General features: G+C 71.7%; 17 protein-coding genes and 1 pseudogene. 12 read left to right on the top strand and 6 right to left on the bottom strand.

Features of this window, described 5'->3' with window-relative positions; all coding sequences use genetic code 11:
• Window positions 1-37: 37 nt before the first annotated feature.
• From ACZ434_RS30880 to ACZ434_RS30870, 3 genes are all read left to right on the top strand, one after another.
• Complete coding sequence (locus tag ACZ434_RS30880; protein WP_468461671.1) at window positions 38-1249, top strand: M20 metallopeptidase family protein; 1212 nt, start codon at window positions 38-40, stop codon at window positions 1247-1249.
• A complete protein-coding gene (locus tag ACZ434_RS30875; protein ID WP_468461669.1) occupies window positions 1246-2694 on the top strand; it encodes an MFS transporter in 1449 nt (482 codons plus the stop codon). The genes ACZ434_RS30880 and ACZ434_RS30875 overlap by 4 nt, the downstream gene beginning before the upstream one ends.
• Before the next feature lie 91 nt (window positions 2695-2785).
• Window positions 2786-3562 carry an OBAP family protein gene (locus ACZ434_RS30870; protein ID WP_468461667.1) on the top strand — a complete coding sequence of 259 codons (777 nt, stop codon included), beginning with the start codon at window positions 2786-2788 and terminating at the stop codon, window positions 3560-3562.
• Between the two features lie 3 nt (window positions 3563-3565).
• Here the strand turns inward: ACZ434_RS30870 and ACZ434_RS30865 are convergent, their stop codons facing one another.
• The 3 genes from ACZ434_RS30865 to ACZ434_RS30855 are packed head-to-tail and all read right to left on the bottom strand — an operon-like array spanning window position 3566 to window position 7262.
• Window positions 3566-5674: a xanthine dehydrogenase family protein molybdopterin-binding subunit gene (locus ACZ434_RS30865; protein WP_468461665.1), complete on the bottom strand. Its 2109-nt coding sequence runs from the start codon at window positions 5672-5674 to the stop codon at window positions 3566-3568.
• A complete protein-coding gene (locus ACZ434_RS30860; RefSeq protein WP_468461663.1) occupies window positions 5671-6678 on the bottom strand; it encodes an FAD binding domain-containing protein in 1008 nt (335 codons plus the stop codon). Before ACZ434_RS30860 ends, ACZ434_RS30865 begins: the two co-directional genes overlap by 4 nt.
• On the bottom strand, window positions 6675-7262 hold the full coding sequence (locus ACZ434_RS30855) for a (2Fe-2S)-binding protein (RefSeq protein WP_468461661.1): 588 nt from the start codon (window positions 7260-7262) through the stop codon (window positions 6675-6677). The genes ACZ434_RS30860 and ACZ434_RS30855 overlap by 4 nt, the downstream gene beginning before the upstream one ends.
• 169 nt (window positions 7263-7431) lie before the next feature.
• Between ACZ434_RS30855 and ACZ434_RS30850 the strand changes: the two genes are divergently transcribed.
• Complete coding sequence (locus ACZ434_RS30850) at window positions 7432-9324, top strand: thiamine pyrophosphate-requiring protein (RefSeq protein ID WP_468461659.1); 1893 nt, start codon at window positions 7432-7434, stop codon at window positions 9322-9324.
• Complete coding sequence (locus ACZ434_RS30845; RefSeq protein ID WP_468461657.1) at window positions 9321-9971, top strand: CatB-related O-acetyltransferase; 651 nt, start codon at window positions 9321-9323, stop codon at window positions 9969-9971. Before ACZ434_RS30850 ends, ACZ434_RS30845 begins: the two co-directional genes overlap by 4 nt.
• A gap of 58 nt (window positions 9972-10029) precedes the next feature.
• On the opposite strand, the gene ACZ434_RS30840 is transcribed toward ACZ434_RS30845, so the two are convergent.
• A complete protein-coding gene (locus ACZ434_RS30840; protein ID WP_468461655.1) occupies window positions 10030-11004 on the bottom strand; it encodes a helix-turn-helix transcriptional regulator in 975 nt (324 codons plus the stop codon).
• Between the two features lie 137 nt (window positions 11005-11141).
• Between ACZ434_RS30840 and ACZ434_RS30835 the strand changes: the two genes are divergently transcribed.
• The 4 genes from ACZ434_RS30835 to ACZ434_RS30820 all read left to right on the top strand — a co-directional run bounded on the left by ACZ434_RS30835 (window position 11142) and on the right by ACZ434_RS30820 (window position 15448).
• Window positions 11142-11537, top strand: a complete 396-nt coding sequence (locus ACZ434_RS30835) for a RidA family protein (protein WP_468461653.1) — start codon at window positions 11142-11144, stop codon at window positions 11535-11537.
• 419 nt (window positions 11538-11956) lie between these two features.
• Window positions 11957-12715, top strand: a complete 759-nt coding sequence (locus tag ACZ434_RS30830) for an ABC transporter ATP-binding protein (RefSeq protein ID WP_468461651.1) — start codon at window positions 11957-11959, stop codon at window positions 12713-12715.
• Window positions 12715-14085: an FtsX-like permease family protein gene (locus ACZ434_RS30825; RefSeq protein ID WP_468461756.1), complete on the top strand. Its 1371-nt coding sequence runs from the start codon at window positions 12715-12717 to the stop codon at window positions 14083-14085. Before ACZ434_RS30830 ends, ACZ434_RS30825 begins: the two co-directional genes overlap by 1 nt.
• Window positions 14086-14221: 136 nt before the next feature.
• A complete protein-coding gene (locus ACZ434_RS30820; RefSeq protein ID WP_468461649.1) occupies window positions 14222-15448 on the top strand; it encodes a sensor histidine kinase in 1227 nt (408 codons plus the stop codon).
• Here the strand turns inward: ACZ434_RS30820 and ACZ434_RS30815 are convergent.
• Window positions 15417-16118, bottom strand: coding sequence for a response regulator (locus ACZ434_RS30815; RefSeq protein WP_468461647.1), 702 nt, complete (start codon window positions 16116-16118; stop codon window positions 15417-15419). The genes ACZ434_RS30820 and ACZ434_RS30815 overlap by 32 nt on opposite strands.
• 176 nt (window positions 16119-16294) lie before the next feature.
• A complete protein-coding gene (locus tag ACZ434_RS30810) occupies window positions 16295-16471 on the bottom strand; it encodes a hypothetical protein (protein WP_468461645.1) in 177 nt (58 codons plus the stop codon).
• Window positions 16472-17376: 905 nt separating this feature from the next.
• Here ACZ434_RS30810 and ACZ434_RS30805 point away from each other — a divergent pair.
• The 3 genes and pseudogenes from ACZ434_RS30805 to ACZ434_RS30795 all read left to right on the top strand — a co-directional run.
• A pseudogene (locus ACZ434_RS30805) lies at window positions 17377-17876 on the top strand (hypothetical protein); the annotation flags it as partial.
• A gap of 265 nt (window positions 17877-18141) precedes the next feature.
• Window positions 18142-19455 carry a DUF4365 domain-containing protein gene (locus tag ACZ434_RS30800; RefSeq protein WP_468461643.1) on the top strand — a complete coding sequence of 438 codons (1314 nt, stop codon included), beginning with the start codon at window positions 18142-18144 and terminating at the stop codon, window positions 19453-19455.
• A complete protein-coding gene (locus tag ACZ434_RS30795; protein WP_468461641.1) occupies window positions 19452-19985 on the top strand; it encodes a hypothetical protein in 534 nt (177 codons plus the stop codon). Before ACZ434_RS30800 ends, ACZ434_RS30795 begins: the two co-directional genes overlap by 4 nt.
• Window positions 19986-20036: the final 51 nt, after the last annotated feature.

Raw genomic sequence — 20036 nt, 5'->3', positions numbered from 1 at the left:
GGCGGGTACGTCTTCGGCCAGGCGCACCCTATCGGCCATGTTCCACCTCAGCGATGCCTCCGTGCTCACCGACGACCTGCGGCGGCTGCGCCGCGCGCTGCACCGCCACCCCGAGACCGGCCTGCACCTTCCGCGGACCCAGCAGGCCGTGCTCGCCGCCCTCGACGGGCTCGGCCTGGAGATCACGACCGGCACGGCCCTCAGCTCGGTCGTCGCCGTGCTGCGCGGCGGCCGGCCCGGCCCCGCGGTGCTGCTGCGCGGCGACATGGACGCGCTGCCCGTGGCCGAGGAGACCGGGCTGCCCTACGCCTCCGAGCGCCCCGGTCTCATGCACGCCTGCGGGCACGACCTGCACACCGCCGCCCTGGTCGGCGCCGCCCGGCTGCTGGCCGGGCGCCGGGAGGAGCTGGCGGGTGACGTGGTGTTCATGTTCCAGCCCGGGGAGGAGGGCCACGACGGCGCCCGGCTCATGATCGAGGAGGGCGTGCTGGACGCGGCCGGCGAGCGCGTCGTGGCCGCGTACGCCCTGCACGTCACCGCCAACACGCTGCCCGCCGGCGTCGTGGCCACCCGGCCCGGCACGGTCCTCGCCGGCTCGGACGGGTTCGACGTCACCGTCACCGGCCGCGGCGGCCACGGCTCCTCGCCGCACACCGCCGCCGACCCGGTCACCGCCGCCTGCGAGATGGTGACCGCGCTCCAGACGATGGTCACGCGCACGGTCGACGTGTTCGACCCGGCCGTCCTCACCATCGGCTCGGTGCACGCCGGGGATGCACGCAACGTCATCCCGGAGACCGCCGTGCTCCGGGCGACGGTCCGCACCTTCTCCGAGGCCACCCGTGCCAAGGTCCGCGAGGGCGTCCTGCGCACGGTGCGGGGCATCGCGGACGCGCACGGCGTCACCGCCGACGTCGACTACCAGGACGGCTACCCGGTGACCGTCAACGACCCGGCCGAGACCGCGTTCGCCACCGCCGTGGCCGCGGACCTGCTCGGGCCGGGCCGCAGCCTCACCGCGCCGCGTCCGATCTCCGGCTCGGAGGACTTCTCCCTCGTCCTCCAGGAGGTGCCCGGCGCGTTCCTGGGTCTGGGCGCCTGCCCCGCCGGCCGCGACCCCGCCACCGCCCCGATGAACCACTCGCCGCACGCCGCCTACGACGACGGGGTGCTGCCGGCCGCGGCGGCGCTGCTGGCCGGCCTCGCCGCCCGGCGGCTGGAGCGGGCGGCGGAGGCGGTGACCGCATGACCGGCACCGCCACGCCCGGCAGGGCCGCCGGCACCGCGCCCGCCGCCTCGGTGAGCGCGGTCGTCGGACTGCTCGTGCTGTTCGAGGTGATGAGCGGCTTCACCCAGATGGGCATCACCCCGCTGCTGCCCGAACTGGCCGCCGCCTACGGCCTCGACGACTCCGCCGCGAACTGGATCGGGGCGGTGCAACTGCTCGCCGCTACCGTCTGCGTGCCGCTCTTCGGGCGCCTCGGGGACCTGTACGGCCACCGCCGGATGCTCAGGGTGGCGCTGGTGTGCGTGGCGGCCGGTTCCCTGCTCGTGGCGCTCGCCCCGGCTCCGGCGCTGCTGTGGACCGGGCGGGCGCTGCAGGGGCCGCTCGCCGCGCTCCTGCCGCTGGAGATCGCCCTCGTCCGGGACCGGCTGTCGGTGCCCGACGCCCGCCGGGCCATCGCCCGGCTGGTCGGCGCGCTGACCGTCGGCGGGCTGCTCGGCGCGGCCCTGATGGGTGCGGCGGCCGGCGCCCTCGGGGACGTCCGCGCCGCGCTGCTGATCCCGGCCGGGCTCGCCGCGGTGTGCGTCCCGCTGTCGTTCGTCGCGGTCCCCGAGTCCGCCGCGGCGGGCGGGGCGCGCATGGACTGGGCCGGGTTCGCGCTGCTCGCCCTCGGCGCGAGCACCCTGCTCGCCGGGGTCTCCGCACTGGAGCGGGACGGCGGCGCGGGGCCCCTGGTCGTCGGCCCGCTGGTCCTCGGGACCGTACTGCTCGCGGTGTGGGTACGGGTGGAACTGCGCCGCCCCGATCCGCTCGTGGACGTACGGTCACTGGCCGACCGGCGGGCGGGCCCGTTCTATCTGGCGGCGGCGGGCTTCGGCGTCGTCTACTTCGCCGCCCAGGCGCCGGACACCACGTTCCTGGCCGCCGACCCGGGCGACACCGGCTACGGCTTCGCGATGTCCTCGGCGGACATCTCGCTCATGCTGCTGCCCGCCATCCTCGCCGCCGTCGCCGGGTCGGCCCTCGCCGTGCCGCTGGCCCGCCGCGTCGGCTACCGCTCCGCGCTGGCCTGCGCGTTCGCCCTGGTCGCGGTGAGCTTCCTGGTGCTGGCCGCGCGGCACGGCGCCGTGGGCGAGATCGTGGCGGCCAAGGTCGTCACCGGACTGGGGCTGGGCATCGCCCTGAGCGCCATGCCCACGGTGATCGTCGAGGCCGCCGACCGGTCCCGCAGCGGGGTGGCGACGGCCCTCTACAACAACGTGAAGACGTTCGGCGGGGCGGTCGCCGGCGCTCTCATGGCCGCCGTGCTGGCCGCGTCCACCCGCGACGCCCCGGCACCGGACGCGGCCCCGACGGAGGGCGCCTACGTGGTGGTGTGGCTGCTGTGCGCGGCATGCGCGGCGGCCGGGTCCGGCGCGGCCCTGCTGGCCCGCCGTACGGAGGGGGCGGACGACGGCGTTCCCGCCTGACGACGGGCTCACGGCTCCGGCGATCCGGTGGGCGGCGGGTCCCGGTGCACGGCGGCCGTTACGGCTCCCGTGCACGGGGGACCCGCCGCCCATGGCACTCACACATGCGAAGCACCGCTCGCACCACCCCGCCGCGGCCATCGGCATCGGCGCCGCGGCAGGCCTCACCACGGCGGCGAGCGTCCTGCTCGGCCGCAAAGCGGCCACGATCGGCAGGATCGGCAAGGGACACCCGCTCAAGCACCGCGCGCTGGACCTGGCGGCCGGTGCGATGCAGCCGAAGTACCCGCTGGACGCGATGAGCACCTACCTCAACGGGTTCCACCTGTACGCCGACGACATGGGCCGGCAGGTGGAGGCCACGCACTTGTGCATCCACCTCCGGCACGACCTGCACCAGTGCGTGATCTTCGACCGCAACGCGCCCGACGCCCGGCTGATCGGCATCGAGTACATCGTCAGCGAGGAGCGCTTCCGCGGTCTGCCCGAGGACGAGAAGCGGCTCTGGCACAGCCACCACTACGAGGTGAAGTCGGGCATCCTCACCGCACCCGGCATCCCCGACCTGGCCGAGCACGTCTACTTCGAGGACCTGGTGACCACGTACGGGAAGACGTTCCACACGTGGCAGTACGACCGCGACGACTTCCCCTACGGGATCCCGCAGCTGATGATGGGCTTCACCGAGGACGGACAGGCCGCGGACGACATGGTCCGGGACCGGGACGACAGGCTCGGCGTCTCGACGTCCCGCAAGCGGCGGAACCGGTCGGACATCCCCATGCCGGACGTGGCACCGGGCGCCAACGCGTGGGAGAGCGGCCGGACGGTGCAGACACGCCTGGAGGAGATGGACTTCAGGCGCTGACCGTCACCGCCCGGGCGGCTCCTCCAGCGCGTGCAGCACCTTGTCCAGCGTGATCGGCAGGTCCCGTACGCGCACCCCGCAGGCGTGCCACACCGCGTTCGACACCGCGGCGGCCGTGCCGACGATGCCGATCTCCCCGATGCCCTTCGATCCCATGGCGTTGACGTGGGGGTCGTGCTCGGGGAGCCAGTGCGCCTCGATCCGGTCGACGTCCGCGTTGGCCGTGATGTGGTACTCGGCGAGGTCGTGGTTGACGACATGGCCGGTGCGGGGGTCGAGGACGCTGTTCTCGTGCAGCGCCATGGACAGCCCCATCGTCATCCCGCCGACGAACTGCGACCGCGCCGTGCGCGGGTTGATGATCCGGCCCGCGGCGAACACGCCGAGCAGGCGCGGCACCCGCACCTCGCCCGTGTCCGTGTGCACGTGCGCCTCGGCGAACTGCGCGCCGAAGGCGTGCATCGCGTGGTGTTCGTCGGGCGGCCCGACGGAGCCGGACGCCTCGGCCCCGTCCGGCGGCTCGGTCCCGTACCTGTCGCGGAAGGCCCGTGCGGCCTCGACCACGGCCGAGCCCCACGTCGTCATGCCCGAGGAACCCCCGGCCACCGACGCCATCGGGTAGTCGGTGTCGCCGATCCGCACGTCCACCCGGGAGACCGGTACGCCGAGCGCGTCCGCGGCGATCTGCGGCAGCGTGGTCCAGGTACCGGTGCCGAGGTCGGCCGCGCCGATCTCGGCGACGTAGCGGTCGCCTTCCCGCCGGACGGTCGCCGTCGACTCCGGCATCCTGCTCACCGGGTAGGTGGAGGCCGCGACGCCCGTGCCGACCAGCCAGCCGCCGCGACGGCGCACACCCGGCCGCGGATCGCGCTCCGTCCAGCCGAACCGCGCCGCGCCCTCCCGCAGACAGCCGACGAGGTCGCGGCTGGAGAACGGCTTGCCCGAACCGGGTTCGACCTCGGGCTCGTTGCGGATCCGCAGGTCGACGGGGTCCATGCCGAGGCGCTCGGCCAGCTCGTCCATCGCCACCTCGGGCCCGAACATGCCGGGGCACTCGCCGGGGGCGCGCATCCAGGACGGCACCGGGACGTCGAGGGCGGCGAGCCGGTGCGTGGTCCGCCGGTTCGGCGAGGCGTACATCATCCGGGCGGGTACGCCCGTCTGCTCGGCGAACTCCTTGATCCTTGACGTGTGTTCGACGACGTCGAGCGAGACGGCGGTCAGCGTGCCGTCGCGGTCGGCGCCGAGCCGGCACCGCTGGATGGTCGGGGTGCGGTGGCCGGCGAGGGAGAACATCTGCTGACGGGTCAGGGCCAGCCGCACCGGCCGGCCGGGGACCGCGCGCGCGGCCAGCGCGGCGAGCACCACGTTGACGTGCGGCTGCCCCTTCGACCCGAACCCTCCCCCGACGTACGGGCAGACGACCCGCACCCGCGCCTCGTCGAGGCCGAACACCGACGCCACGGCGGTACGCGTCGGATGGACGCCCTGCGTGGAGTCCCAGAGGGTGAGGAAGCCGTCGCCCTCCGGGTCCCAGAGGGCCGTGGTGGTGTGCGGCTCCATCGGGTTGTTGTGGTACATCGCGGTGGTGTACGTCTGCTCGACGGTCACCGCCGCGGCCGCCATGGCGGCGTCGACGTCGCCCTCGGCGGTGTCGGTGGGAATGCCCCCGCTCACCGTCTCGGGCGCGTACAGGTCGTCGCGGTCGGCCCGCAGGCCGACGTCGTGCGCCGCCTCCGCGCAGGTCACCCGGACGAGAGCGGCGGCGTGCCGCGCCACCTCGGAGCTGTCGGCGACGACCGCGGCGACGACCTGGCCCCGGAAGGCGACCTCCTCGTCCTGCAGGACCGCCAGTTCCCTGTCCTCGGTGGAGGCGAGGCGCTCCGCGGTACCGGGGGTGAGCACCGCGACCACGCCGTCGAGCGCCTCGGCGGCGGTGGTGTCCAGCTCCGTGACGCGCCCCCGGGCGATGGCGGCCTGGACGGGGTGCAGGTAGGCGGCGTTCTCCAGCGGGGTCTCGTAGGCGTAGACCGCGGTGCCCAGGACCTTGACGGCTCCGTCCCTGCGGGGCAGGTCGCGGCCGATGGCGTCCGGTTCGCTCAGGAAGGTCATCGGGCGTCGTCCTCTCGGGCCAGGTCGCGCAGGGTGGCGGTGAGGGTGCGGCGCAGCAGGGGGATCTTGAAGGCGTTGCCGCCGTCGAGCCCCTCGGCCGGCCGGGCGTCGGCGAGTTCCGCGTCCGCGGCGGCGCGGTAGCCGCGCTCCGACGCCGTCGAGCCCCGCAGCGCCTCCTCGGCCCGGTACGCGCGCCACGGCGCGTGTGCCACGCCGCCGAACGCGATCCGCGCGTCCACGATCACCCCGTCCTCGATCTCGACCGCCGCGGCCACGCTGACCAGGGCGAAGGCGTACGAGGCACGGTCGCGCACCTTGCGGTAGGCCGACCGGCGGGCGAGGGGCAGGGCCGGCAGGTCGATCGCGGTGATCAGCTCGCCGTGCTCGAGCACCGTGTCGCGCTCGGGGGTGTCGCCGGGCAGCCGGTGCAGGTCGACGAAGGGGAGGGTGCGCTCGCCGTCCGGGCCGAGCACCCGTACCCGCGCGTCGAGCGCGGCCATCGCCACGGCCATGTCGGAGGGGTGGACCGCGATGCAGTGCTCGGACGCGCCGAGGATCGCGTGGTGGCGGGTCCAGCCACCGATGGCGGAGCAGCCCGAGCCCGGGGTCCGCTTGTTGCACGGCGTCGTGACGTCCTGGAAGTAGACGCAGCGGGTGCGTTGCAGCGGGTTGCCGCCGGTGGTGGCCATGTTGCGCAGCTGCCCCGACGCGCCCGACAGCAGCGCCTGGGACAGTACGGGGAACCACTCGCGCACCCGCGGGTCCGCGGCGAGTTCGCTGTTGCTGACGCCCGCTCCGATGCTGAGGGCGCCGCCGCCGAGCTCCTCGATCCCGTCCGGCAGCAGCCCGGCGACCCCGACGACCAGGCCGGGCTCGACGATGCCCAGCTTGAGGTGGTCCACCAGGTTCGTACCGCCGCCGAGGAAGACGGCGGTCGGGTCGTCGGCGACGCTGCGCACGGCGGCCGCCGCGTCGGCGGGGCTCCGGTAGTCGAACGGCTTCATCCGGCCGCCTCCGCACCGGCCGCCCGCCGGGCGGTGGACGCCCCCGCGGCCTGCTGGACGGCGGACACGATGCTGACGTAGGCCGCGCAGCGGCACAGGTTGCCGCTCATCCGCTCGGCCACCTCCGCGCGGTCGAGCGTCGGCGCCGCCGTGCCGTCGGTGACGGCGCTCGGCCAGCCCCGCGCGAACTCGTCGAGCATCCCCGCCGCGGAGACGACCTGTCCCGGGGTGCAGTAGCCGCACTGGAACGCGTCGCAGTCGATGAAGGCCCGCTGCACCGGATGCAGCTCGCCCCCGGCCTGCTGTCCGCCGGCGGTGGCTCCCTCGGCGGTGGTTGCCTCGGCGGCGAGCCCCTCGGCGGTGACGACCCGGGCGCCGTCCTGGGTGACGGCGAGGGTGAGGCAGCTCAGCACACGCCGCCCGCCGGACAACACCGTGCACGCGCCGCACTGCCCGTGGTCGCAGCCCTTCTTGGGGCTCGTCACCCCCAGCCGTTCACGCAGGGCGTCGAGCAGCGTCGTGCGGGTGTCGACCGTCAGCCGATGCGGGACCCCGTCGACCTGCACGGTGATATCGGTATGCATTGCGCGAGAGTTCCCCGCACCGGCTGCGCTGACACGGCGGACGGCACCCGCTCACACAGGTGGCGGCAGGGGGCAGGGGAAGCACGGGCACGTGCATCCGCGTCCGCGTCCGTGTTGAAGCCGGCCGCCGCCGCGGGGGCGGCGTTTCGCCCGTGCCCGCACGGTTACCTTGCGCGAGTGGGATGTCGACCACGTCTTCGCCTACCCGGGCGACGGCATCAACGGTCTGCTGGCGGCCTGGGGGCGGGCGGACAACAAGCCGAAGTTCGTCCAGGCCCGTCACGAGGAGATGGCCGCGTTCCAGGCCGTCGGCTACGCGAAGTTCTCCGGCAGGGCCGGGGTGTGCGCGGCCACCTCGGGGCCCGGCGCCATCCACCTGCTGAACGGACTCTACGACGCCAAGCTGGACCACGTTCCCGTCGTGACCCTGGTGGGGCAGACCGACCGCACCGCCATGGGCGGCTCCTACCAGCAGGAAGTGGATCTCGCGAGTCTCTACAAGGACGTCGCCTCCGACTTCTGCGAGACGGCGACGGTCCCCGAGCAGCTGCCGAACCTGATCGACCGCGCCTTCCGCACCGCCTACGCCCGGCGCACCGTGACGGCGATCATCCTGCCCGGTGACGTGCAGGAGCTGGACTACAGCCCGCCCACGCACGCCTTCAAGATGGTGCCCTCGAGCCTCGGACTGGGACGGTACGCGCCGGTGCCGACCGACGAGGACCTCCAGCGGGCCGCCGACGTGCTGAACGCCGGCGAGAAGGTCGCCGTCCTCATCGGGCAGGGCGCCCGCGGCGCGAGGGAGGAGGTCGAGCGGCTCGCGGACGTGCTCGGTGCGGGTGTGGCCAAGGCCCTGCTCGGCAAGGACGCGCTGCCCGACGACCTGCCCTACGTCACCGGCTCCATCGGGCTGCTCGGCACCCGCCCCTCCTACGAGCTGATGCAGGAGTGCGACACCCTGCTGATGATCGGCTCCAGTTTCCCGTACACGCAGTTCATGCCGGAGCTGGAGCAGGCGCGGGGCGTGCAGATCGACATCGACCCGCACATGATCGGCCTGCGCTACCCCAACGAGGTCAACCTCGTCGGCGACGCCCGCGAGACGCTGCGCCGCCTGCTGCCCAAGCTGCACCGCAAGCAGGACCGGGCATGGCGGGAGAGGACCGAGAAGAACGTCGCCCGCTGGTGGGAGGTCATGCAGCGGCGCGCCGCCGTCAGCGCGGACCCCGTCAACCCGGAGTACGTCGTCCACGCCCTCGACGGCAAGCTGCCCGACGACGCGATCCTGAGCGCCGACTCCGGCTCGGCCGCCAACTGGTACGCCCGTCACCTGCGGCTGCGCGGCCGTATGCGTGGTTCCCTGTCCGGCACGCTCGCCACCATGGGCCCCGGCGTGCCGTACGCCATCGGCGCGAAGTTCGCCCACCCCGACCGGCCCGCCATCGCCCTGGTCGGCGACGGTGCCATGCAGATGAACGGCATGATGGAGATGGTCACCGCCGCGAAGTACTACCGCGAGTGGTCCGACCCGCGGCTGATCGTGGCCGTGCTGAACAACGGCGACCTCAACCAGGTCACCTGGGAGATGCGCGCCCTGTCCGGCGCCCCCCGGTTCGAGGAGTCGCAAGCCGTCCCCGACCTCCCCTACGCGGACATCGCCCGGCACATCGGCCTGGACGGCGTACGGGTGGAGAAGCCCCGGCAGGTCGAGGCCGCCTGGGACCGGGCCCTCGCCGCCGACCGGCCGTTCGTCATCGACTTCCGCACCGACCCGGCCGTGCCGCCGATCCCGCCGCACGCCTCGCTGGACCAGATCGAGGCCGCGGCCACCGCGATCCTCAAGGGCGACAGCGACCGCGGCTCCATGGTGAAACAGGGCCTGAAGGCCAAGGTGCAGGACATGCTCCCCGGCATCGGCGCCCTGGACGTCCCGACTGAGCCGCGGGGTGTTGACGGCCGGCATCCGGAACCGTCATGGGCTGTGAGCGGAACCGTCTGCGCACCGGTTACGGTTTCCTGGACCGTGCCCGTACACAACTCTGCACGAGGAGACGGACGTTGACACCCGACCCGACGACCCTTCACCCGCTGCCGGCACATGACCGGGTGGTCTTCCTCAAACCGCTGGTCGGCTCACCGAAGATCGTCGTCGGCGAGTACACCTACTACGACGACCCGGAGACCGCCACCGAGTTCGAGCACCGCAACGTGCTCTACGCGTACGGCCCGGAACGGCTGATCATCGGCAGGTACTGCGCCATCGCCGCCGGCACGCGATTCCTCATGGCCGGCGGCGAGCACCCCACGATGGGCGTGTCCACGTACCCGTTCACCATGTTCGGCGGCGACTGGGCCGAGCGGACCCTCGACATCGTCACCGGCATGCCCAGCCGCGGCGACACCGTGATCGGCAACGACGTCTGGTTCGGCCACCGGTCCACCGTCATGCCCGGCGTACGCATCGGCGACGGCGCCATCGTCGCCGCGGGCGCGGTCGTCACCGCGGACGTACCGCCGTACACGATCGTCGGCGGCAACCCGGCCCGCCCGATCCGGCAGCGGTTCGAGGACGCCGACGTCGAACGGCTCCTGCGTGCCGCCTGGTGGGACTGGCCGGCGGAGCTGGTCACCGAACACGCCCGCACCATCATGGCCGGCACCCCGGCCGACATCGCCCGTATCGCCGCCGGCCCGGACGGCTCCCTGTGATTCACCGAGTACCAAGCAGACCGCATCGGCCGGATCACACGCTCCGTGGACAGTGCTTTCAGGTCGGTGGCCCGTAGCGCGCCGCGATCACCGAAGCACGGTGGTGCAGGGAGGTGCGCAGCCACTGCGGGGCCTCCACCTCCGCGTCCATGGCGTGCTGCCACAGCGCCCATTCCGCGTGCCGTGCGTCCTGGAAGACGACGTGCAGCCGGAGCCGGCCGTCCTCGTCGGTCTCCTCGGAGCGGACCGCCAGGGCGGTGGCGACCAGGTGCTCCCGGTGCGCGGGGTCCACGCGGACCACCACGGTGGTGTTGTCGCCGCCGGTCCGGAACCGTACGTTGCGTTCGCGCCAGGCCCGGTCCAGATCGACCGTGTCCGAACGCTGCGCGGGTTCGTCGAGCTCCTCGGCTGCCAGGATCCGGCTCAACCGGTAGGTGCGGTCCTCGGTGCCGCGCTTGGCCAGCAGGTAGCCCTGGTCCCTGACGGTGACCAGACCGATCGGGTCCACCGTGCGCCACTTCGGGGGCCGGCCCACGGCCTCGTAGCAGATGCGCAGTTTGTGCCCGGCGAACACCGCGCGCCGGACCTCGGCGGTGATGGAGTCGGGGATCTCCTCGGGGGCCACGCGACGCGAGAGGAGGTCGGTCTCCGGGTCGATGAGCAGCCGCTGCGCCGCTCCGGCGGCGGTGTCCCGCAGCCCCTCGGGCAAGGCGTCGACCACTTTCAGCACGGCCGAGGCGAGCGCCGATCCCAGACCGAACAGCTGCGCGCCGCGCCGTGATCCTGCGACCACGAGGGCGAGCGCCTCGTCGTGGTTCAGTCCGGTGAGCGCCGTCCGGAAATCCGGCAGCAGCTCGAACCCGCCGTGCCGCCCGCGCTCCGCGTAGACCGGGACCCCCGCCGCGGAGAGTGCCTCCATGTCGCGCAGCACCGTCCGGGTCGACACCTCCAGCTCACGGGCGAGTGTCTCCGCGGTCATCCGGCCCCGCTGACGCAGTAACAGCACCAGGGAGACCAACCGGTCGGCGCGCATGGGAAAACCCTAACGACATACATGACCAAAGGTGTCACGTTTTCCTGGCAGCGTTCATCACACGACGTTAGAGCGCGGCGGTTGCCGGCGCGATGGGCGTGCGCAGTGTCAGTGAACCGAACGGAGCAGATGCGGCAATGGAACGTAACGCGGTCAACCCGGTGTCGTGGTCGGTCGAGATGGGCTTCAACCAGGGCGAGGTCGTCTCCGGGCACTCGCGCACCCTGTACCTCTCGGGCCAGACGGCGATGAGCAAGGAAGGCAGGCCCGAGCACGACGGTGACATGGCGGCGCAGCTGGCGCTGGCCATCGACAACGTCGAGGCGGTGCTCGCCGAGGCGGGCATGACCCTCTCGGACCTCGTCCGGCTGAACGTCTACACGACCGACGTCGATCTGCTCTTCCAGCACTACGGTGTGCTGGCGGGCCGCCTGGGAGCCGCCGGCGTCGCGCCGGCCACCACCATGCTCGGTGTGACACGGCTGGCGATCCCCGGTCAGATGATCGAGCTCGAGGGCACCGCCGTCGCGTGACGTGAACCCGTCTCGGCCACTGCTCAAGCCCGTCGAACCGGCACGAGCAGCGGGCGGCTCGTCACCCGCCTGCGCGCTACCGCTCCCCGCCGTGCCGCGTGGGGCGGTAGTGGTCCTCGTCCACAAAGTCGCCCGGCGGGTACTGCTTCGGCATCCCGGGGACCGGGCGACGTCCACCACGTCCACGCCGGACCACCGGTACGGCTTCCGAACCGAAACGAACCGTAGCCTGACGCCTCGTCGGGTCCGGCATCGGACGAGCGTCAGGACGGTCGGCGCCCGCCCGCGGAGGTCACGGCCTGTTCGCGGCAGGCTCCAGAATCGCCACGCACTGCTGAGAGCAGGGTTCGGTTTCCCGAACCCCTGAATCGGTGGCTGCCACGATCGATCGCCGTGCCGTGGCCGCCGAGGATGAGGGCATGGCTGAGATGACGACGGATACCGGCGGGGGAACCGCCGCCCGGGCGGCGGACCTGCACCGTGAGTACGGGCGCGGCGCCGCAGCCGTGCATGCGCTGCGCGGGGTGTCGGTGACCCTCGCACCCAGGACGTTCACAGCGGTGATGGGGCCCTCGGGCTCCGGCAAGACCACTCTGCTGCACTGTCTTGCGGGGATGGACCGGCCCACTCGGGGCTCCGTCTGGTGGGGCGGTACCGAGGTGTCCCGGCTGCCCGAACGGCAGTTGGCAAAGCTGCGGCGCAGCCGGGTCGGATTCGTCTTCCAGGCATTCAACCTGATGCCTGCCATGACGGTCTCGCAGAACGTCGAACTCCCCGGTCGGCTGGCCGGGAAGCGGCCTGACCGGGGCCGGGTGATGGAGGCGCTCGACCGGGTCGGGCTGGCCGGGCGTGAGCGACACCGGCCCGGGCAGTTGTCCGGCGGGCAGCAACAACGGGTGGCGATCGCCCGGGCGCTGGTGTCCCGCCCCGAGGTGCTTTTCGCCGACGAGCCGACGGGCGCGCTCGACCGGGCCACCGGCCAGGAGATCCTCGCCCTGCTGCGCGCCGGTGTGGACCGGGAGGGCCAGACCTGTGTGATGGTGACCCACGATCCGGTCGCCGCCGGGTACGCGGACCGGGTGCTGCTGCTCGCCGACGGTCTGGTGGTGGACGAGCTCGACCGGCCGTCCGCCACCCAGGTCGGCGAGCGTCTGAGCCGGCTGGGCGGGCGAACATGATGGCCTCGGTCGCCCTTGGACAGATGCGCCGGCGTCCGGCTGCCTTCGTCGGTCTGGCGGTCGCGCTTTTCCTCGCCATTGCCACCCTGACGCTGTTCGGTTCCCTGTTCGCCGTCGATGTCACCACACCTGCCTCCGTCCGGGAGGCGACCGCAGGGCCCGGGCTGATGGTGATCGCCGGTGCCTTCGGGGAGATCGCTGTCCTGGTCGCGTTCTTCGTCGTGATCAACGCGCTGGGTTTCGCCCTCCGTCAGCAGCACCATGAGCTGGCCCTGCTGCGCACCATCGCGGCGACGCCGCGTCAGGCACGGCGACTGGTCCGTGTCCAGGTCTTCACGACCACCTTGCTGATGGCTGTGCCGGGCTGGGTCGTCGGAGTGGCCACGGCACGTCGTCTCCTCGCCGAGCTCCAGCGGCTGGGGTTGGCCGTGCCGGGGGTTCGGGTTCCAGTGATGCCGGTACCGATGCTGGTCGCACTGGCCGCCGCGCTCGCCGTCGGTCTGGCGGCCTCGGCCGTCGCGGCCCGGAGGATCTCCCGCATCGCGCCTGCGGCAGCCCTCACCGCGAGCTCCACCGAGCACGGGCGGGCGGGCGCGCTGCGCCTGCTCGCCGGCATCGGCGTACTGGTGGGCGGAATCCTGCTGCTGCGGCTGGCCGCGACGCGGCCGCCCGAACAGGCGGACAAGGCCGGGCAGGCAGCGTTGCTCGGCTCGCTGGTTCTGCTCATCGCCGTCGCCCTGACGGGGCCGTTCGCGGCGCGGCTCCTGGCGGCAGCGCTGGGGGCGCCGGTACGGGCGCTGGCACCCGGTGCGGGATGGCTGGCCGACGCCAACCTGCGCGGGTATGCGCGGCGGATGTCGTCCGCCGTGGTGCCGGTGGCACTGCTCGTGGGACTGTCGGGCACCATGCTGATCATGACAAGCACCGCCGAGCATGCCACGAACCCGACGGCGGCCGGCGCCACCTCCGCGACGGACGTCTGGCTACGCCAGGCCGAGTTGGCGCTCCTGGCCTGCTTCGCCGCCGTCTCCACCCTGAACACCCTGGTCGCCGTGACCGCCGAACGGCGCCGCGAGTTCGCGCTGCTGCGGCTGGCCGGCGCGACCCGGCCGCAGCTCATGCGCATGCTGACCGCGGAGGCTGTACTGACCACGGCGGTGGGTGTCCTGCTCGGAGCGGCGGTCGCGGGCGCCGCGTCAGCGGCGTTCAGCACAGCGGTGACCGGATCACCCGTGCCGTCCTTCCCCGTGGTCGCCTGCTGGCTCATCGTCGCGGGTGCGGCTCTGCTGACCGTCCCGTGCATCCTGGCCACGGGCCTGCGGGCGGCCCATGGCCCGGCGGCGGAACTGGTGGGCGGTGGCCGTGAGTAAGCGCAGCGGTGGACCCGTCGCCGGGGACGCGGCCGGCAAGCAGACGTCCACCCGCACGGGACTCCGGACCGGGGTGAACCCGCCACCCCCCGGGTCGTTTCTGTCACCCTCCACGCAGGAGGTGGCCGGGCCGGAGATGGCTGAGCAGCGGCGCTACCTGTCCGTCCGAGGCGGCGAGTGGGCCTTCGCCGTCGTCGGGCTGCCGCTCGCCCTGCTCGGCGGCGTCTACGCATTCGCCGTCCTGTATGCGGGGGCACTGCTCTCGCTCACCGTGATCGGTCTGCCGTTCGTGGTCGCCGCGCTGCTGGGCGCGCGTGCTTTGGGCACGCTGCACCGACGGCTGGTCGACCAGTTGCTCGGCGAATACGTCGAGGCACCGGCGAAGCTGCCTCTCCCGGCGAGCGCAGTCGTCCGTGGCCGTGTCGTGCTGACCGATCCGGTTGCCTGGCGAACACTGCTCTACCTGGTGTTGCGGTTGCCACTCGGAGTACTCGGGTTCGCCACCGCCGTGGCGCTGCCCCTCGGCTGCGGCTGGCTGATCGGCTTTCCGCTCTGGGTTCACCTGCTGCAACCGGGTACGCGGCCGGCCGGCTGGCTGGATACCGCCTCCACGGTGCTGGGACTTCTCCTCCTGTCCGCGGTGCCCGGTACGATCCGGTTGCTGAGCGGAGCGAACCGACGACTCGCACGATCGCTGCTCGGCCCGGCCCGTGCACAGCAGCGTGTCAGAGCGCTGGAGACTGCCCGTGCCGCCCTGCTCGCGGACACTACCGATCAGTTCCGCCGCCTGGAGCGCGACCTGCACGACGGTACCCAGGCCCGGCTCGTCGCCCTGGCCATGACCCTCTCGCTGGCCGACGACGCCCTCTCTCCCGCCGGCGGCCCGGACCTCCGACGGCTGCGGTCCCTGCTGGACCGCGCCCGCACCCAGACCGACGACACCGTCGCAGAACTGCGGCGGCTCACCCAGGGGATTCACCCGGTGGCGCTGGACGGCGGCCTCGGCGAGGCGCTACCGGGCCTCGCCGCCACCTCACCGGTACCGGTCCTCGTCCATCTGGATCTGCGGGAACGCCCCCACCCGGTGGTCGAACGCGCCATCTACTTCTGCGCCGCCGAACTCCTCACCAACATCGCGAAACACAGCGGTGCCCGCTCAGCCGAATGCACAGCGCGCGCCGCCGACGGGCGCGTCCGACTGATCGTGCGCGACGACGGCTGCGGCGGCGCGACCCTCGGCACCGGCACCGGACTGACCGGCCTGGCCGAGCGGCTCGCGGCGGTGGACGGGGTTCTGCGGGTGGACAGCCCGCCCGGCGGGCCCACTGTCGTCACCGCCGAGTTGCCGACGCATCTGTGCTGAGGTCTCGACCGCCACTCTCCGACAGGTAGGCCAGGACGGCCTTCACCCGCCTGTTGTCGGTGTGTGTCGCCCGCAAACCGAACTTGGCGAAGACAGCAGCGACGTACTTCTCCACCGCCCGCTCCGACACCACCAGCAGTGCGGCGATGGAGCGGTTGGAATGACCTTGCGCCATCAGTTCCAGCGCCTGGCGCTCGCGCGGTGTGAGGGTGTCCACCCGGCTGCGCTGTCCACCGCGCATCATCCGGGTGACCACGTCCGGGTCGAGCGCCGTGCCCCCTTCGGCAACCCGGTGCAGCGCGTCCACGAACTCAGAGGTTCGGGCGACGCGTTCCTTCAACAGGTACCCGGTACCTGCGGCGCCGGCGGCCAGCAGCCGGGAGGCCCAGGCTGTCTCGAGGTGCTGGGAGAAGACCAGGATGCCGACCTCGGGTGTCTTCGCACGGATCTCGACGGCGGCACGAATGCCCTCGTCGGTGTGGGTGGGCGGCATCCGGATGTCCACCACGGCTACGTCAGGTTGGTGCTCGGCCACCCCGGCGAGCAGCTCGGGGGCCGTCCCGGCGATGCCCACCACCTCGCATCCGCGGGCACCCAGGAGCTCGACCATACCGTCGCGGAGAACGACGGAGTCCTCGGCCAGCACCACACGCAAACGCCTGTTGATCACGACGCCATTATCGGGCCCCGGCCGACAGCCGTCACTGCCTGTCGCCCCGCCGGATGCTCTTGCAGGGCGATGCCGTCCGGGCAGGGCCGGCCCCTCCGAGCGGGACGGCCCCGCGTCAGCAGCCCGAATGGAGCGTCATCCGAACGTCAGCAGCCGTGAAGGCCACGTCGTCACCATCACTCGGACGATCCTCGCCCCCGCCCCTGTGCCCGCAGGTCGGCTCGGTTCTCGACGACGGTGACACAGCGGGGCTTGAAGCCGGTGCGGGGCTTGGCGACGACCGGGAAGCCGTGAGGGAGGGCGTCGCCGACGCAGGTTCCGTCCGACCGGCCGACGCTTCGGGTGGCCGGCACCCGTGCCGCCCCTTCACATGTCTCGACGAGGCGCCGTGGAGCGGCAGAAGGGCATGGCTTTTCGGCGGACTCGTTTTCCGGACCCGGCCGGCCGGCGACGTGGTCGGCGCCATCGTCTTCCTCCTCGCTCCCAGGCCGCCCACCCTGTCGGCGGGCCCGGAGCGAAGCGCGCGGGCGGCCGAAGTACCGGCGAAGTGACCTGCTCGCCACGGCCCGCGGCTCAGGCCCCCTTCGCGGCCGGTTCGAGGATGGCGACGCACTCCACGTGGTGCGTCATCGGAAAGATGTCGGCCTGAGCGAGTCTCGGAAAAGGCCAGGTCAAAGCCTCTTTCTCGGCTCGCTGTCCTGCATACGGACGCCCAGAGCGTCAAACGAGCGTCATGACGAACTAGCCATCTCTCCTGGGGGCGGAACTGGCTGGCACGACCAGCTCCCCCTGCGTGAGCTCGACTGCGTTCACTGCGGACACCGGCTCGCACATCATGATCCGCACCACTTGGCCGGCCACGACAATGGAGTCATGCCTTCCAGCCCACAGCGCCCCGCACCCGCGCCGAGGGCCCTCTCGGGAGCGAACGCCGAGGATCTCGCGTTGTACGGGAGAAGTTGCGGCGGCGCCTACCGGAGTCGCTGGCCGAGCTGCAGGGACCCACTCAGGGGGCGTGGCGCTGCCGCCGCACATGGCTTGGTCCGGGATGACCTCGTACGACCTCAGCAAGCCACGCCAGCGCATGGGGCTGCAGCGCACCGTCCTACACGAGGGCCTACGATGATCTGCCCCTCTATCTCAACCAGGACCTGCTCCTCCAGCTGTGGCCGATGCTGTGCACACTCGTCGGTCGCACCGTGCGCACTGTCTGGGAGGACACCTTCCCCGAGCTCGCCTCCCGCACTCGGGCAGCCTCGTGACGGACATGCCGGGGCTCCACACGTGGCTGCTGGCGGATGTGACTGCGCTCGGCTCCCCGTACACCCCTGGTCCTCACTGGCGGATACACCGTGCGGGCGCACCACCTTGTAAACCGCCCTCGCCAGGACCTCGATATCGCCACCGACAACCCGGCGCCCGCGGCCGCCATCGCAGCCCCTCCGTAGGGTCTGGAAGCCGGGACTGGAAGGTGCAGGCGCTCGAGACCGCCCCGCTGGCCGCCCGTTTAACCGTAACCGGCTCAGCCACCGGGCAGGACGTGAGGTCGGCATTCTCAAGGAGATCTTCTGGCGGCCGTCCCCCAGAACCCGTACAGGCTTGTCCTCGCGGAGGAGGACGTGATCGGGACGAAGATCCGCGCTCTCGCCGACTGCGGAGTGCCGCGTGATCTGATCGACGTGTTCGCTGCGTGCCGCCTCTTGACCACGGCCGAACTCGAGGAGTTCGGCCGTCGCCGCGCCCGCGGCCGCTTCGCCCCAAGCCAAACAAAGGTTGATCATTCAGCAGGCCCCGCTGCCGTGTGGACCTCGAAACGTTCAGGTACCCAGCCTCCGGGTTCACTCTTCCCGAAGGACGTGCACAGGTCATTGTCAGTGGTCCCTCTTATCCTGAGTTGACTCGGACCACGCGCGAACGACGGAGGATCACTGCATGGGGTGGGACAACAAAGCGCGCCGTCGGCCGCCCAGATTCAGCAGGGCTGCGGAGCACACATGTGTGCGTTTCTCGGAGCACTGATCGGATGCCGAAGCGCAGTGTCCAGCAGCGGGCTGGGTACCGGGGTGAAGCATTCGTCGACAAGGCCGTCTCCGATGCCGGCCATGTGTGGAACGACACCAAACGTGACTTCGCCGTCGACGGGCAGATCGAGTTCGTGGATGTCGACCGGGAAGTCACCGGTGTCGCCGTCCTGGCTCAAGTGAAAGGCACAGAAGTCGGATTTCGGGGCGAGACGGCGACGGGATTCAAGTTCACGTGCAAGGCCGACCACATCGCCTACTGGCTTCGGCTGGGGCGACCAGTCGTGCTCATCTGCGTCGACCTGCGTATCCAACAAGCATGGTGGAAGCGCGTCGACACCTGGTTCGCCGACCCTGAACGCAAAGCCCGGCGGGTCGTTCAGTTCGACAAGGCCGCAGACCGCTTCGACCCCGACGCCTTCAGCCGACTGTCGGCCCTGGGCGTACCCGTGGGGGAGCCGTTGCCGCGGCTCGAAGGAAGCGAACAGCTGGTCTCGAACCTCCTCAAGGTTGAGGGCTTCGCCCCACTCATCTACGAGGCGTCCACGCCCTGTCGTGACCGCGGCGATGCCTGGGAGCGGATGCGATCGAACGGCAACCAGTTCGAGAGCGGCTTCGTCCTGGCTGCCGGACGGATCTTCTCGCTGTGCCGACTGGACGAGGGCCCGCTGGCCGTGCTCTGCGACGGGCCGGTCACCTCCGTCCTCAGTGAGGAATGGGCGACCACCGAGGACCCCGACCTGCAGCGGCGCTTCGTGTCCCTGTTGAACTTCACGCTGCGCTCCGCCCACCATCCCGAGTTGGTCTGGCATCCCACCAAGAAGGTCGTCTATATGCAGGCCCCGCCCGACCGGTCCCGCCGGAAGATCAAAGGCCGCTACCGAGGCAGCCGCGGACGCACCTTCTTCACCCCGTATTTCGGCAAGGACGACCAGACCAAGATCAGCTTCTGCCGTCACTACGCTGCCAGCCTGTACTTCCGCCGCTGTAGTGAGCAGTGGTTCTTGGAGATCAACCCCACCTACCACTTCACCATCGACGGTCACCGCGACTCCCTGTTCGACGCCGAGTACGTCCAGAAGATCAAGCGGCTGGAACGCAACAATGCCGTCTACCAGCTCGTACGCGCCTGGGCCGACTATCTGCAAGGCGATGACACCCTGTTCAGGAGCCGGGATGAGCGCATCCGATTCGGCCAGCTCCTACAGCTCGACTGCGATGCCGCCATCGACGAAGGCGTCTGGATTCCGCAAGAACCAGCGCCGAAGCCGAGCGTGAACGGGCTGGCCGAGGGACTGTGGGAGCTGCCGCAATGAAAGCACCAGTGCTTCATGAGCCGGAACTGGAGTTCCGCGCCGGAAACCGTCACATCGATCCCCGCTACGGCATCAGCGTGTTCGGCCCGGCCGACGCCGACTCCCCTACCGGACCCCGTCAGATCCCCATCGCCTTGGTCGGCCCCGCCCATGCGGTCGACGGCATCCGGAGTTGGCTGCAGCGCTGCCAGGACCCAATCGAAGCGAAGGAGACGAAGCCCGGGCAGGAGAATCTTCACCAACCGTTCCCCGGTTTCAGCGGCGACTCCCCGTTCGGTGCCCAGCTCGTCTTCGACGACGCCCTCGTCCGCGAGATCCCCGAACGCCAGCTGCGCCGCCTTGCCCGCGTCGACATTGCCTCCGCCACCGCCGATGCGGTCGAGCTCTACGCCGACGCCGCCCGGTCGCTGGCCGAGACCGGGCGCTGCCGGGTCATCATCTGCGCTCGCCCTGAAGAACTGCGGGACAGAGAAGACCCTCTTCCCTCCAGGGTCTTTGAGAAGTCTCGAGGTGGGCGGTTTGCCTGCTGAGCTCCGGATGTGACGATTTGTCGCCTTCTGCCCGTGGCATGCCCTGGACGT

It is taken from the genome of Streptomyces sp. NPDC030893 (genome assembly GCF_055571535.1).
Note: the sequence above shows the minus strand (reverse complement) of the source record. Positions and strands in the feature narration are given on the sequence as shown.